The 14,102-nt window shown below is 61.2% G+C and carries 13 protein-coding genes; all 13 read right to left on the bottom strand.

What is annotated here, in order from left to right; translation table 11 throughout:
* Nucleotides 1-8 precede the first annotated feature (8 nt).
* Nucleotides 9-1,679, bottom strand: coding sequence for a thiamine pyrophosphate-binding protein (locus tag AC0J5Z_RS07230; protein WP_475038464.1), 1,671 nt, complete (start codon nt 1,677-1,679; stop codon nt 9-11).
* Between the two features lie 33 nt (nt 1,680-1,712).
* Nucleotides 1,713-2,501: an SDR family oxidoreductase gene (locus AC0J5Z_RS07225; RefSeq protein ID WP_475038463.1), complete on the bottom strand. Its 789-nt coding sequence runs from the start codon at nt 2,499-2,501 to the stop codon at nt 1,713-1,715.
* A gap of 85 nt (nt 2,502-2,586) precedes the next feature.
* Complete coding sequence (locus AC0J5Z_RS07220; RefSeq protein WP_475038462.1) at nt 2,587-3,330, bottom strand: 3-oxoacyl-ACP reductase family protein; 744 nt, start codon at nt 3,328-3,330, stop codon at nt 2,587-2,589.
* The gene (locus AC0J5Z_RS07215; RefSeq protein ID WP_475038461.1) at nt 3,327-4,151 is read right to left on the bottom strand and encodes an alpha/beta fold hydrolase; all 825 of its coding nucleotides are present in this window, start codon (nt 4,149-4,151) and stop codon (nt 3,327-3,329) included. The genes AC0J5Z_RS07220 and AC0J5Z_RS07215 overlap by 4 nt, the downstream gene beginning before the upstream one ends.
* Nucleotides 4,144-5,136 (bottom strand): VOC family protein, encoded by a 993-nt coding sequence (locus AC0J5Z_RS07210; RefSeq protein ID WP_475038460.1) that lies wholly within the window; start codon nt 5,134-5,136, stop codon nt 4,144-4,146. The genes AC0J5Z_RS07215 and AC0J5Z_RS07210 overlap by 8 nt, the downstream gene beginning before the upstream one ends.
* Before the next feature lie 32 nt (nt 5,137-5,168).
* A complete protein-coding gene (locus AC0J5Z_RS07205; RefSeq protein ID WP_475038459.1) occupies nt 5,169-6,170 on the bottom strand; it encodes a PDR/VanB family oxidoreductase in 1,002 nt (333 codons plus the stop codon).
* Nucleotides 6,171-6,176: 6 nt separating this feature from the next.
* Nucleotides 6,177-6,521, bottom strand: a complete 345-nt coding sequence (locus AC0J5Z_RS07200; RefSeq protein WP_475038458.1) for a RidA family protein — start codon at nt 6,519-6,521, stop codon at nt 6,177-6,179.
* 42 nt (nt 6,522-6,563) lie between these two features.
* Nucleotides 6,564-8,051: an aldehyde dehydrogenase gene (locus AC0J5Z_RS07195; protein ID WP_475038457.1), complete on the bottom strand. Its 1,488-nt coding sequence runs from the start codon at nt 8,049-8,051 to the stop codon at nt 6,564-6,566.
* Nucleotides 8,052-8,199: 148 nt separating this feature from the next.
* Nucleotides 8,200-9,360 (bottom strand): XdhC family protein, encoded by a 1,161-nt coding sequence (locus AC0J5Z_RS07190; protein ID WP_475038456.1) that lies wholly within the window; start codon nt 9,358-9,360, stop codon nt 8,200-8,202.
* Nucleotides 9,347-11,686, bottom strand: a complete 2,340-nt coding sequence (locus AC0J5Z_RS07185; protein ID WP_475038455.1) for a xanthine dehydrogenase family protein molybdopterin-binding subunit — start codon at nt 11,684-11,686, stop codon at nt 9,347-9,349. Before AC0J5Z_RS07185 ends, AC0J5Z_RS07190 begins: the two co-directional genes overlap by 14 nt.
* The gene (locus AC0J5Z_RS07180) at nt 11,683-12,216 is read right to left on the bottom strand and encodes a (2Fe-2S)-binding protein (RefSeq protein WP_475038454.1); all 534 of its coding nucleotides are present in this window, start codon (nt 12,214-12,216) and stop codon (nt 11,683-11,685) included. Before AC0J5Z_RS07180 ends, AC0J5Z_RS07185 begins: the two co-directional genes overlap by 4 nt.
* A 6-nt stretch (nt 12,217-12,222) precedes the next feature.
* Entirely contained in the window at nt 12,223-13,092 is an 870-nt protein-coding gene (locus AC0J5Z_RS07175; RefSeq protein ID WP_475038453.1) for an FAD binding domain-containing protein, read from the bottom strand.
* Between the two features lie 130 nt (nt 13,093-13,222).
* Nucleotides 13,223-14,077 (bottom strand): TauD/TfdA dioxygenase family protein, encoded by an 855-nt coding sequence (locus tag AC0J5Z_RS07170; RefSeq protein ID WP_475038452.1) that lies wholly within the window; start codon nt 14,075-14,077, stop codon nt 13,223-13,225.
* Between the last annotated feature and the right edge of the window lie 25 nt (nt 14,078-14,102).

The raw sequence follows: 14,102 nt of genomic DNA, 5'->3' as shown, positions 1-14,102 counted from the left end.
CTGCTCCTCTACTGACGTGGGGTTGGAATATGCACCGGCGGAACAAACGCACCCGGTACGGGATCCAAAGCGGTGACATCGATCTCGATCACCGCGGGCCCCCGCACCGCGAGTGCTTCCACCAAGGCCCCATCAAAGGAACCGGGGCCGCGCACCCGCCAGAACGGCAAGTTCAGTGACTGGGCGAGCAAAGCAAAGTCGGGTGTATGCAGGTTGACTCCTGCCTCCGCAAAGCCGTTGGCCTTCTGCATGTTGCGCAGAACTCCATAGCCACCGTCATTGAACACGAGCACCACGCACCAGACTCCTGAGCCGGCAAGGGAGGCGAGTTCACCGAGATGAACGGCCAGGCCGCCGTCGCCGGCAATAACTACCGTGGGAACGTCCGGGCGGGCGCAGGCCGCCCCAATCCCCATGGCCAAACCCTGGCCTATGCCGCCTCCCAGCGGAAAGATGTTTGTTTCGCGGGAGTACATCTCCAGCAGGCGGTTACCCCACTGGCTGGAGGGGATGGTCACATCACGTGCAACAACTGATTCCCGATCCAGGCGCTCCCTGAGGCTGTGGCAGATTTCCGCATAGCCACCGATGTACTCAGTCAATGTGGCCCGTACCTCGAGGCGTACCTCGTGCACCTGCTGCCCCCACGCTGGGTCCACGGAATGACTACCCAACTGGCTGACGATCGCCTCCAGAATTGCGCGGGAGTCGCCCACCAAGCCCACAGTGGCCGGATACACCCTGCCCACGGCTTCAGGATTCAGATCCAGCTGGATGTGAGTGGTGGGCAGTTTGAGCGAATAGTGCTGCGTCTCGTTGGACCGGAAGTGCGTGCCGACACTTAGCAACACATCAGACTCTTCGATCAGCCGGACGGCGGCAGGAGTGGTAGCAAAGTTCCCGATGACCAGATGGTCATCTTCCGGAACCACGCCCCGTCCCGAGTTGCTGGTCAGGAGTCCTGCGCCGAGACCGTGGAGCAGAGCCGCAAGTTCCTTATCCGCGCCGGCCGCTCCTCCGCCAGCCCAGATCAGCGGTCGCTTGGCACCTGCCAGGAGCCGGACCGCTTCGGCAACGGAATCGGCGTCGTAATCCGGTAAAGGCTTCACCTGCGCGTCGATCGGGCGCTGATCATCCGGGTGGGCCAGGTACTGCAAATCTGTAGGCCACTCGATACTGGCCGGTGTGTGAGGCGAGGAGAGCAGGTGTGCGATTGCCTCCTCCAGGTCCGCCTCCGCATCCTTGCCATTAAAAATGGTGCGTGCATAGCCGGAGATCGCGTGGAGCATCTGCAACTGTCGTGGGACCTCATGGATCACTCCACGGTTGCTGCCCATGAATTCACTGTCGATCTGGCCGGTAATGTGCAGCACGCGGCTTCCCGCGGTGAGCGCCTCCACCATGGAACCGGCGGCGTTGCCGGCTCCTGTACCGGTGCTGGTCAGGGCAATCCCGATTTTGCCCGAGGCACGGGCATAGGCGTCAGCCGCGTTGACTGCCGCGGCCTCATGGCGAACGGCCACAAAGTTCAGCTCCCTGTCCACTGCCTCGACCAGAGGAAGATTATGGATGCTGATGACCCCGAAAGCCGTATCGATGCCGTGGCGTCGCATTACACGGACCAGGACGTCACCGCCTGTTGGTCCCCTTGGGACCGTTGCTTCTTGTGTCACTGACATATCTGGATCTCTTTCGTGATGAAGTTCCGCTGACTAGACATAGCGCCCAACGCCACCGCCGACGTCGATGGTTGCTCCTGTGGTGTATCCGCTAAGGGGCGAGAGCAGGCTGACAATATGGAAGGCCACCTCCTCAGCCGTGCCGAAACGGCCCAGCTTGATGCCGCGGTTGCTGGCGATTTCCGCGCTCCAGGCCTCGTAGTCGAGTTCCGAGTCGGCTTCCTCGAAGCGTCGCCGCCACTGGCCGGTGTCCACCAGTCCGAGCAGGACCGAATTCACCCGTGTTCCCTCTGTTGCCAGGTCTTCGGCAAGGGAATGGGTGAGGTTCAACAGCGCGGCGCGGGCAGCTGAGGTGGCAGCCAGGCGCAACTCCGGCTGCCGGGAGAGGATCGCGTTGACGTTGACCACCGAGCCGTGTGGTGATGCGTTCAAGGCAGACCTGGCGGAACGTACCATGTTCAAAACCCCGAAGATCTTCAGGCTGAACTCATCACGCAGCTGCTGGTCCGTGGTGTCCTGGAGTGTGGCCATCAAGGAACGGCCGGCGTTGCAGACCAGGCCATCAACGGCGCCAAACCGATCCAATGTGCCGCCGATAAAGCTGTTGGTGGCATCTTGATCCGTGACATCGCACGAAGCGAGGTAAATCGAGTCCTTGTCCGCCCAGGAAGACTCGTCGAATGCGGCGGACAACCGGCCGGCGTCACGTGCACAGGCAGCAACCCGGGCACCTTCGCTCAGCAAATATCGGGCAGTGGCAAGGCCGACGCCGGAACTCGCCCCGGTGACAACCACCGTGCGGTCCTTCAATTGCAGGTCCATGTGTGGGACTCCTTGTTAGTGTTTTTCCGCTGCAGGGCGGTTCGGCCCAGCGATTCAGTGGCCAGCGATTCAGTGGTCCCCGGCCTCAGTGCCCCATGACAAAGCCGCCATCCACCACGATGGTCTGGCCAGTGATGAAACCTGCGGCATCGGACAGCAGGAACTGGACGGCGCCTGATACGTCCTTGGGTTGTTGGTCCCTTGGCAGCACCCGGTTCTCTTCATAGAGGCGGTAGCGGGAGGCCGGCACTGACTCGGTGGCTTCCACGCGGGTCAGGCCCGGAGCAACGGCATTGACGCGGACTCCGGCTGGTCCTGCGTCGCGGGCCATTGTCCGGGTCATCGCCAGGACCGCGCCTTTTGATCCGACATAGTGGACCAGCCGTGGAGAGCCGTAGAGCGCCGCGTCTGAGGCGATGTTGACGATGGACCCTGCCGGGCTTTGTGCCAGCTGGGGGTAAAGATGTTTGCTGACCAGCCACGTCCCGTAGGCGTTGACGGTCATCACCCTCTGGAAGAAGTCTTCGTCCAGTTCCCAAAAAGTGTCACCACCAACGCCGTCGGCCAGTGCCGCATTGTTGACCAGTGCATCCGCGCCGCCCAGCTGCTGGACCGCTGTGGCCAGGTCTGCAACCGAGGCTTTGTCGGCGATGTCGGTGACGATTGCCGTGGCGTCGAAGCCCTGTCCGCACAATGTTGCGACAGCTTGCTCGGCGAGGTCCGGGTTCTTCTCGGCAATGACTATTCGGTCTCCGCTACCTGCCAGCCGGTGGGCGATGTCGAAGCCAAGTCCACGCCCGGATCCGGTAACTACCACGAGGCGCGTCACCGAAGGTCCTCCCAGAAAGCGAGGATGGCGGCGGACATCTCCATCGGCTTTTCCTGCACTGCGGCGTGCCCTGCACCGGGAATGATGCCCAGCGTGGCGCCGGGAATGTTCTCTGCAAGGACCCTGGATTCCGCCACGCCAGTGATCACGTCGTCCTGGCCCACTAAGACCAGCGCCGGGATCCGGAGCCGAGGCAGCAGGTCCGTGGTGTCGCACTGCGCCATCATGGTGGCGGCCGACGCGAAGCCGGACAGGCGGACGGCGGCCATGTCCGCCCGTACAGCTTCAGCCACCCATGCCGGGGCGGACGGGGAGACCAGTCTTGCCGCCCGTCGGGCCGCAAGAATTTCGGGACCGACGGCGGCCAGTTCCGGAACGCGAGCCAGCATGCGTTGCGCGGCGGTCCGGGTAATTCCCGAACCGCGGGTGCTGTCCGCCAGCACAATGGAACGCACTGCCTCAGGTGCTTGAGCGGCTATCCGGGTGGCGATCACGCCTCCCCATGACGTGCCGATCAGGTGGGCTGGGCCAACATTCAATGTGGCCAGGATGTCCAGCACCAAAGCAGGATGATCCAAGCCTTCCGGTGGAGCTGATGATTCGCCGTAACCGGGTGCATCCCAGCAAAACGTCTGATACCCGTGTGCGCTCAGCAACTGAGCCAGGGCACCACAGGAAGACGCGGCGCCTCCGATGCCGTGCATGAGGAAGACAGGAGCGCCCTCCCCGCGAATAACGAGGGAGACCCCGTGGACAGTTTTCCGGCGTTCGGCAACACTCGACGCTGTTTCGGTGGCTGGCGGCAACGAGTTGCTACGCATGGGCTTTTTCTGCGGCAGGAGTTCCCGGCATGGAGAAGTAGTCCTCACGTCCAGGGACCACCAGCGACTTGTACCCGCTATCCGGGATGCCGGCCATGGCGCTTCGGACCGCTGTAGTGGGCGGACCTGCAGTTCCCCACTGGTCGGACAGTTCCGGCGTGCGCTCCCAGGTGCGGCACAACCAACTGTCCTCGTCCACTTGGGCTACTTCGGAGGTATATTCGCAAACCAAGCCAGAGGGGTCCGTGAAATACGAAAATGTGTTGTCACCCGGACCGTGACGGCCTGGCCCCCACTGGGGCGCGATGTTGTGGCGCTTAAGGTTGCCGATCCCGCGCATGAAGTGATCAATGCTCTGCATCTCGTAGGCCACATGATTGACCGAGGTCCAGGGAGCCTGGTTGAACGCGATGGCATGGTGCTCGCTGTTGCACCGCAGGAACGCCATCTGGTGCTCGGACCAATCTGAAATCCGCATCCCCAGTACCTGCGTATAAAAGGCCGTTGCGCGGTCAATATCCACAGTATTGAGCACCACGTGGGCGATCTTGCGTGGCAGGGCCCGCCGACCTGCGGGCTCCTGGCTGACAACCGCGTGGACGTCGGCGGAAAGTTCCACCAGCCTGCCTTCGGGGTCCACCAACTGGAGACCATAGCCGCCGGCAGCATCATCCAAAGGTCCGGGTTCACGGAAGAGCGGAATCCCCAGGACGGTGAGTCTGGTGGCTGCACGGTCAACGTCCTGCGGCGTGGCCAGGGCGAAAGAGACCCCGCCCAAGGCATTCTGCTCGCCCTTTTCCAACCTCAGGATGTGATGTTCGGAACCGGTTCCGCGGAGCCAGAACTTGTCCGTGTCCTCCTCCACAGTGGAAAGGCCCCAGACTTCATGGTAGAAATCCTTGGCTGGCCGGGTATCGGGCACTTTCAGGGACACAGAACGCAGGGACCGCAGATTGCAGACAGGCTCTGCTGAGAAATAGTTCATGGGAATCAACCTTCAGTCGAGTGATGTTCGTACTAGAGATCCAAAATCAGGTCCCGGGACCGGCAACGTGAGACGCAAACAAACATTGATTTGTTCTCGGCCCGCTCGGCCGGGGAAAGCAGGAAATCACGGTGCTCAACGTCCCCGTCGATGACTCCGGTTTCACAGGTCCCGCAGATGCCTTCTGCGCATGAGCTGGGAACGTTGATACCGGCGTCGTTCAGTGCCTCAAGGACCGAAACGTCGGGCCCAACGGCGATCCGCTGACCAGTGCTGTGGCAGATGACGTCGAAACCTGTCTGGTCGAGTTCCGGTCCGGGCACGATGTCCGGTGCTTTGAACCGCTCAATTCTCAATTGCGAGTCGTCCGCCATGGCGCCGGCTACAGCCTGCATCAATGATTCCGGGCCGCAGGCATACACCAGGGCTTCAGGCGGGAGCGAGCCGACCGCTTTGGAGAGATCCGCGAATTTGCCGTCGGCTTCGTCGGCAGCGTGGATACTTATCCGGTGCCGGGGCAGGCCTGAAACCTCCGATAGGAAGGCCATGGTTGAACGTGAGCGGCCGGTATACAGCAGGGACCAGTCAGCTCCGACTGATTCCAACCGCCGAACCATGGAAATAATCGGGGTGATGCCAATACCGCCAGCTACCAGTGCATAGCGTTCGGCATGGTCAAGCTGGAAGTTGTTGCGCGGACCCTCAACCTTGATGAGCGTTCCCACGGGGAGCTCGTCGTGGATCAGCCTGCTCCCACCGCGGGAATCAGGGGTTCGCAGCACGGCCACAGTCCAGCTGGTGGAGTCTTGCGGGTCCGAACACAAGGAGTATTCGCGAATGAGCCCATTGGGCAGGTGCAGGCTCAGGTGGGCGCCGGGAAGCCACCGCGGGAGCGCCGCCCCGGCAGGATCAACAAACATCATCCGTATGACGCCGTCGGCTTCCCAGGTTTTCTGCTGCACCCTGAGTGTCAATATTTTCGGTTCGGGGACATCAAGGGTCACCGCCGCACGGTTCTGAATTTCCACGCTCATTGGTCCTCATTTCCTCCGGTGCGCGATTGCTTCGATTTCCACCGTGGCGCCATAGGGCAGGGCAGCGACCTCCACAAACGAACGTGCCGGACGCGGCTCCTCGAACAGCTGCTCATAGTGACTGTTGGCTTCGTCCCGCAGCGTCACGTCCGTGACGAAATAGGTGGTCTTGATGACGTCAGCCAAGGACATGCCGACTGATTCCAGTCGTTCGGCGAGCCTCGCGGCTGCGGCAACCAGTGCTTCAGAGCGGCCGGGTACGGCAATACCACTTTCATCCACAGACAATGCGCCGGAGATAAAGCCGAATCCCCCGGCCACAAAGGCGGGGCTGTAGGGGTGAGCATTCATTGACGTACCTTTCGAAAGCAAGATGGTGACAGCCTGTCCGGCTTAGTTGCCGGCCCATGGGATGGATGCACCCGAGAGGTCGATGTAGATGCTCTTCTGGTGCATATAGGATCGGATGCCGTCCCGGCCCTTTTCGGTGCCCAGACCGCTTTCCTTAAGCCCGCTGAACGGGGTGGAGATACTGAATTGCTTGTAGGTGTTGACCCAGACGGTGCCGGCCGAAACAGCCCTCGCTGTGCGCCAGGCCAGGCGGTAGTCAGCGGTCCAGATTCCGCAGGCCAAACCAAAGACACTGTCGTTCGCCTGAAGGATGAGATCCGCTTCATCCTCAAACGGCAGGATCACGGCCACCGGCCCGAAGATTTCCTCCTGGCAAATGACGTCCGAGTTGCTCACACCGGCAATGATGGTGGGCTCGTAAAACGCGCCGGACTGAAGCCTGGGCTCCTTGGGCACGGCGCCACCGCAGAGGATCTGCGCACCAGCCAGCCTCGCGTCTTCAACCATCCTGGCCACGGCGTCCCGGTGGGCAAGGGCAACCAATGGCCCAACTTGAGTGCTTGCGTCCGTTCCCGGTCCGATTCGCAGGGCTTCGGCACCTTTGACCAGTCTTTCGACGACGGCGTCGTAGACCGATCGCTGAATGAAGACGCGCGAGCCGGCAATGCAGCTCTGACCACTCGATGAGAAGATGCCATAAAGCACGCCGGCCACAGCCTGGTCCAGGTCAGCATCAGCAAAAATTATGGTGGGAGATTTCCCGCCCAGTTCCAAGGTAATCGGCATGATTTTCTCCGCCGCAATATGGCCCAGTTGGCGTCCCGTGGAAGTGCCACCCGTGAAGGAAATCTTGCCAATGTCAGGGTGCCGGGCAATCGCATCGCCAATGACGCGGCCGGGGCCTGGAAGGACAGAAAGCAGGCCTGCCGGAAGTCCCGCCTGCTCACAAATTCGTGCCAACAGGAGCGAAACCCAGGGAGCCCAGACGGGTGGCTTCACCAGGACTGCGTTTCCTGCGGCGAGCGCCGGAGCCACTTTTTGGGCGTCGCTGGCAATCGGCGAATTCCATGGCGTGATGGCTCCTACCACGCCTATCGCCTCGTAAGTGGACATGCTGAGGTAGTTCCCGCGAGGGGACGTCAGCGCGTCCTCCATGGTTTCCAGAGCGGAAGCGGTGAAGCGGAAGGTGGCTGCCGCGCTCATGGCGAGCGCCTTGGTTTCAACGAGGGTCTTACCTGTATCCAGCGTCTGCAGTTCGGCAATGCGGTCAGCGTTGGCCTCAATCGCCGAGCTGATGCGGTGCAGCACAGTGGCACGTTCGTGAGGGAGTTTTTTCGCCCATCCGGACTCTTCCACGGCTTTCAGGCCAGCAGCTACCGCGGCGTCCACATCCGCCGTCGTTGCTCCATGGAGGGTGGCGAATACCTCTGAGTTAGCGGGATTCACGGATTCGATCAGTGCGCCGCTGCCTCGGGTCCACACGCCGCCCACATAAATTTCATCCCGCGTATCCAGGCTGTCCGTACTCATCATCGGCTTCCGTTCATCTCTCTGTCATTCCCACGGCGTCAATTCATGCGTGCCGCCCAAGGGCGGCGTGTACCAATCCTGTGAACTACGTCATACAAAAAGAATATCAGTAGTAAGATACTTTCTGTCAAGATATTTAGGTTCAAAGTTAATTTGGTTTTGGACCTGCATGCTCCAGCGCATCTCTGTGGATCGGCTCGCTGGTGTGCGCCAAGGGCAGGCCTGAGCTCTGGTTCTTGGCAGCGATGATCTCCGCCATGATGGAAACCGCGGTTTCAGCAGGAGTGGAAGCGGAAAGGCCCAAACCGATGGGCGAGCGGAGAGGTGCCACCGACCGATCGGTGTGGCCCAAGCCAATCAGCCGCTCCCGGCGGTCACTGGCAGTTCGGCGTGAACCCATCGCGCCGATGTACGCAAAACCGTGCCTTAGGGCTACATCAAGGACCGGAACATCGAACTTGGCATCATGGGTCAACACACAGATAGCGGCATCAGGGGCGAGCCTTCCCAGAGCGATCTCTTCCCGCAGGTAGCGCGCCGGTTGATCGACCACGATCTCATGGGCTGAGGGAATTCGCTCGGCTGTCGCGAACACAGATCGGGCATCGCAAACAGTGACGTGAAAGCCAAGGAAAGCCCCCAACTCGGCCAGCGAGGCGGAGAAATCGATGGCCCCGAAGATCAGCAGCCTGCGGGCAGGACGGTAGACATCGATCAGCAAGGACAGCGGCCTTTCGGTACCCGTATCCGCCAGGAGAGTGACCGACGTCGTGGTTCCGGAGGCTATTGCCTCCCGGACTGCAACCCCGGCGGCGCGGACGGCGTCGGGAGCAAGTGCGGTTCCTTCAAACAGCTCTTCGACGTCCGCAGTTTGCAGCACCACTTCGGATCGACCCGCCAGGCCAGATACGCTGTCGAAAATGGTGACCATGGCGCAGGGCAGATTTTCACTCAGCGCCCTCTGCAGTGAAGCAAACTGTGCGCAAGAGCCCGGAGCGTACTTTTGGATGAAAATCTCAACGCTGCCACCGCACGTCAGCCCGATGCCGAAACCGTCGTCGTCTGAAATGCCAAATCGGTGAAGCTCCGGGACCCCGCTGGCGAGGACCCCGGCTGCTGCTTCGATCACACTTGCCTCAATGCATCCACCCGAAACGGAACCGACCGGCGACCCGTCTTCGGTGACAAGCATGGACGTTCCGACTGCCCGTGGCGCGGAGCCCTCCGTGCGGACCACCGTGGCCAAGGCGACATGTTGATCGCCCAGCAACAATTTCTCCAGCGTCTCCATCACCTCACGCATTTCCATCAGCCCCGCCTTGGCGCAAACGCGCGGCGCGGATGCCGTTGTAGACGCGTTCAGGCGTCATGGGCAACGATGTGAGCTGCGCCCCCGTGGCGTCAGCGATGGCTTGGGCAATCGCTGGAGCAATGGGCAGCATGCCTCCCTCGCCCATCCCCTTGGTCCCAAAGGGTCCGGCCCCATGGCCCTGTTCCTGGGTAATGGAGGAAAAGCGCCGGGGAATGTCCTCAGCCAAAGGCACCCGATAGAGGAGCGCCTCACCATTAAGCAGCTCCCCGTCGTCGTAACGCAGTTCCTCGAAGAGCGCCTGGGCCAATCCGAAGACCGCTGCGCCCTCGTCCTGGCCGCGGCAACCCAACTTGTTCACCACCTTGCCGGCGTCTCCACTGACCACCAGCTGCAAAAGCTCCACCCGGCCGGTCTCCGGATCAACCTCCACTTCGGCAGCTGCCCAACCGATCTCCCAAAAAATGCAGGGTGCTTCCAGGGGTGCGCTGCTGGAGTTACGGACCTTGTAGTAGCCGTCCGCCGTGAACTCGAATCCCGTTCCACCGAATCTGTCCATAATCAGCGGCGGGAGCTCATAGGTGATGCCTTCAGCATCGACGATGTGCCAGTTGTCCAAACGGATCGACTGCCGGTCCAGCATCAGGTGTTCGGCCGCCGTGTCCAGCACGGAACACTTCACTCGCTCTGCAGCCTGCAGGACGGCATGACCCATGACTGCGATTCCCGAAGAGGCGTTGGTGCCTTGGTCGAAGGGGGTATTGTCGGTGTCAATAGCGGCATACTTCACCCGCTTCGGATCGCATCCAAGCGTCTCCGCCACGATCTGGCACAGCGCCGAATGACCGCCCTGCCCCATTTCCACCAGGGCGCAATTCAGGAACACATCGCCGTTGGTGGTCACCTTGACCCGGGCTTGGGCAGGTTTGTTGACGCCACCACCATCTTTGATGCCGATGGCAACTCCCATGCCACGGTTACTTGAGCGCGTACGGTCGCGATAACCGATGGCGTCCGCCACCAGGTTCAGGCCATGTTTAAGGTCCGAATCGATGGGCGTTTCTCCGGGAACGAACTCCTCCCCCAATTCCTTGGCGTTCTTTAGTCGAAGCGCAAGGGGATCGAATCCCAGCCGCTCGGCGATCAGGTCAACTTGGCGCTCACTGGCCCAGGTGGCCTGGGTTGCGCCGAAACCACGGTAGGCGCCGGCAGGGACGGAGTTGGTGATCACCGCTTGGCAGACGGAATCAATACGCTTCCAGCGGTAGGCCCCGGGCATCCGATACCCCGCTTTCTCCGCCACCAGCGGACTGGCATCCGCATAAGCCCCACCGTTAAGCAGCACCCGCGACTGGCGCGCCATGAACTCACCGTCTGCCTTGAGCCCCGATTTGACCGTGAGGATGGCGTCATGCTGGCTCAGTGTCAGGAAGACTTCTTCTGTGCTCATGCAGTAACGCACCGGCCGCCCAGCCGACAACTGTGAGAGCCGGATGGCGATCGCCTCCGTTTTGGGGCCGTTCTTGGCACCAAATCCGCCGCCCAGGAGCGGGACGTTGACCCGAATGTCGTTTTCAGGGAGCCCAAAAACCCTCGCCAGTTCCTTGCGCATTGGGAAAGGGCTTTGAGTACTAGTCCACACTTCGATTTCGTTCGCTGTCGCCTCGGCAACCGTGGCAAAGGGCTCCAGGTGCATGTGGTTCATGCGGGAGAAGGTAAAGGTGTCCTCGAAGATGTAGTCGCAATCCGCCCAGACGCTCTCCTCTCCCGTTTCGTAGCGGAATTCGTAGCTCACGTTGTGGGCAGTGTGTGCCGCTCCTGAGGCTCCATCTCCGTACTCGGGATAGGCGGCGAAGGGTTGGTCGGGAAAAATGGCGGGCGCGGAAGGCTCCATCGCTGCCCTCACATCAAAGACAGCCGGCAGTTGCCCGTACTCAACACGGATCAAATCCAGTGCTGCGAAAGCGGTGCGTTCGTCCACGGCGGCCACTGCAGCGACGACGTCGCCAACATAGCGGACCGACTCTGTGGCCACAATCGGCTGGTCTTTGACGTAGGTGCCGTAGGAATGAAGTCCAGTGATTTCCTCGCGGGTGACCACGGCAGTGACTCCTGGCAGGGAGCGGGCTGCCGAAGCATCGATGCTCAGAATCCGGGCATGCGCGTGCGGGCTTCGCAAGACCTTAGCGTGAAGCATCCCGGGCTTCTCAATGTCCACCGTGTAGACGGCACGGCCGGTTACCTTCGCGGTACTGTCCAAGCGTGGACGGTCGCGTCCCACGATCGGCGCATCGTCCGGAGTGCACGGATTCACGAACCCGGTCATTCGAAAACCTGATCCTGCTGCTTGGCCGAGGCCAGTTCTGCGGCACGCTCCACGGATTCCAAGATCATCTCGTAGCCCGTACACCGGCAGGTGTTCGAACTGATCCACTCCCGGATCTGGTCCCGGTCCGGTTGCGGATTCTGCCGCAGCAGCCCCGTGGTCAACATCAGCATGCCGGACGTGCAGAAGCCGCATTGGAAGCCGCCACATTCCCTGAATGCCTGCTGCTGGGCACTCAACGTGCCGTCCTGGGCCGCCAAGCCCTCAACGGTTTCAACACGCGCACCGTAAACGTCGAAGGCAAACGTGGAACACGCAGCTACAGGAAGGTCATCAACCAAAACAGTGCAGGCACCGCAGACACTGCGCTCACACGACGCACGGACCCCCTGTTTACCGCAGCTGTTGCGGAGCAGGTCCAAGACCGTGGCACTCGTAGGGACACAATGCCGTTCCGGGCTTCCGTTCAGCTCGAACTCAACCTTGTGGGTGAATGTTTCCTCGCCTGATTCCGGTGATTCAAGGCTCATGGCTGGCTATCCTTTCCTTTGGTTACCGGTTGCTTCGGCAAGAAGCCGGCGGCAGAGAACGCCCACCAAGTGTCGGCGGTAGTCGATGGACCCCGCGTAGTCGCCCGCCTCGTCCGGGAGCTGAGCCGCCAGAACCCCGCCCACGGAGACCGGGTCAAGCTCGGTGATGTCAGTTGCCTCGGCAGTATGTGACAGGAGAAAAGGCTGCCGGTATTCACTGCCACAGACAGCAGAAACGGTGAGGCCGGCCACCGGCTCCTTTCGTACAGCGAGGGACACGGTGCTCACCGGGCGCATTGACCGCTCGTAGCCGAACCACAACAGGGACGCAGTGTCGACGGCGACGGCGGTCAGAATACCTACATTGCCAAGGTTTCGATCCCAGAGTGATGAGACGGGCAAAGATGCAACGTCACCGCCTTGAAACAGCATCTGCCCGCCCAATGCCGCCAGAATGACAGGCATTTCGTATCTATAGCGACGGGAAAGGAGATTGCCTCCGAGGGTGCCGCGATAGCGGATTCGAACTGTGGCAATTGATCCCCAGGCTGCTGCCAGGGCAGGCACAGTGGACAGTATTTCCGGGCTTCTGCTGCCTTCAGCGTGGCTCACCAAGGAACCAATGCGCAGAACCCCGGCATCAATGGATATTTCCCGCAATTCCTTGATTCGTTGCACGGAAATCAGAACCTCCGGCTCCAATCCCTCGCGGAATTGCGCCACCAGGTCCGAACAACCCGCCGCAATCACAGCCCCTGGATGCTGCCGGGTAAGAGCCACAGCTTCCGCAAGCGAATCAGGACGATGCAATCTAAAGGGTGGAAGGGCGGACTGGCTCTGGGCTATAAGCCCCGCCCCTAATTTCTGGCCTCGCATTGGTCAGCCTTCTTTCGCTTCGCCCGGTAGGGGCTTTCTGCCGCGGCACCTTCGCCTGGCAAAACCTTGAGTTCCATATCGACCAGCCGGGCGGCCCGCAACAGGCCGCCCGGCACGGTTACGGCCCGCACTATGCCGGGCGGTCGCCCTTCAGGGTGACCCGATGCATCAGTCGGTAGTGCGGGTGGTAGTCCCCCACCGCATAATGTTGGGTGGATCGGTTGTCCCAGATCACCAGGGAGTTCGGTTCCCAACGGAAACGAACCTGGTATTCCGGAGTCCTGGCGAGGTCGGTGAGCATGTTTCTCAGCGAGTCCCCCAGCTGGGTGGAAATGCCCGTGAGCCGGGTGGTGAACAACGCGTTGACGTAGACAAGCTTTCGGCCGGTTTCCGGATGCTTACGCACAACAGGGTGCGTCATGGGTGGATACTTCCGCCGGGTCTCCTCGTAGCGCGCCTCGCCGTCGGGACCTTGGCGAACAACTCCGGTGAGTTCCTTTTCCCAGTCGTGCACTCCCTCAAGCCCGTCAATGACGCTTTTCACGTTCTCCGGCAGAGCGTCGTACGCGGCGGTCATACTCGCCCAGAGCGTATCCCCGCCGCACGGCGGAATTTCCTGTGCGTGGAGGCAGGTAGCGGAATTCGGCGTTGCCTGCCAGGTCAAGTCCGAGTGCCAGACGTCCGTCCCTGCAGCCCGGCCACGCGACTCCAACACCTCAATGTGCGGATATTCGGGGAGGGAGGGGAAGAACGCACTTACTTCCTGGGGGTCGCCGAAAACCTTGGCGAATTCGATCTGATCATCCGGCGTGATGTGCTGGTCGCGGAGAAACAGTACTTGGTGTTCCAGGAAAGCTTCCCGTAATTCCTCCCGGCATTCCGGGGTGATCTCTTCACGTAGATCCAGTCCGTGGATATACGCCCCGATGGTGGGTGTTGCTCGTTCCAGCGTGAATGTTTTGACATGTTGATCGTTGCCGCTCATGGTAGTTCCTTCCTTTGTTGGCGTT

The organism is Paenarthrobacter sp. TRD_SC_7, assembly GCF_056156245.1.
Note: the sequence above shows the minus strand (reverse complement) of the source record. Positions and strands in the feature narration are given on the sequence as shown.

Bases quoted from the DNA above. Each gene is read 5' to 3' on its own strand.
- AC0J5Z_RS07170 (WP_475038452.1), bottom strand. From the start codon at position 14,077: ATGAGCGGCAACGATCAACATGTCAAAACATTCACGCTGGAACGAGCA.
- AC0J5Z_RS07205 (WP_475038459.1), bottom strand. From the start codon at position 6,170: ATGAGCGTGGAAATTCAGAACCGTGCGGCGGTGACCCTTGATGTCCCC.
- AC0J5Z_RS07225 (WP_475038463.1), bottom strand. From the start codon at position 2,501: ATGGACCTGCAATTGAAGGACCGCACGGTGGTTGTCACCGGGGCGAGT.
- AC0J5Z_RS07175 (WP_475038453.1), bottom strand. From the start codon at position 13,092: ATGCGAGGCCAGAAATTAGGGGCGGGGCTTATAGCCCAGAGCCAGTCC.
- AC0J5Z_RS07230 (WP_475038464.1), bottom strand. From the start codon at position 1,679: ATGTCAGTGACACAAGAAGCAACGGTCCCAAGGGGACCAACAGGCGGT.
- AC0J5Z_RS07215 (WP_475038461.1), bottom strand. From the start codon at position 4,151: ATGCGTAGCAACTCGTTGCCGCCAGCCACCGAAACAGCGTCGAGTGTT.
- AC0J5Z_RS07190 (WP_475038456.1), bottom strand. From the start codon at position 9,360: ATGGAAATGCGTGAGGTGATGGAGACGCTGGAGAAATTGTTGCTGGGC.
- AC0J5Z_RS07210 (WP_475038460.1), bottom strand. From the start codon at position 5,136: ATGAACTATTTCTCAGCAGAGCCTGTCTGCAATCTGCGGTCCCTGCGT.
- AC0J5Z_RS07200 (WP_475038458.1), bottom strand. From the start codon at position 6,521: ATGAATGCTCACCCCTACAGCCCCGCCTTTGTGGCCGGGGGATTCGGC.
- AC0J5Z_RS07185 (WP_475038455.1), bottom strand. From the start codon at position 11,686: ATGACCGGGTTCGTGAATCCGTGCACTCCGGACGATGCGCCGATCGTG.
- AC0J5Z_RS07195 (WP_475038457.1), bottom strand. From the start codon at position 8,051: ATGAGTACGGACAGCCTGGATACGCGGGATGAAATTTATGTGGGCGGC.
- AC0J5Z_RS07180 (WP_475038454.1), bottom strand. From the start codon at position 12,216: ATGAGCCTTGAATCACCGGAATCAGGCGAGGAAACATTCACCCACAAG.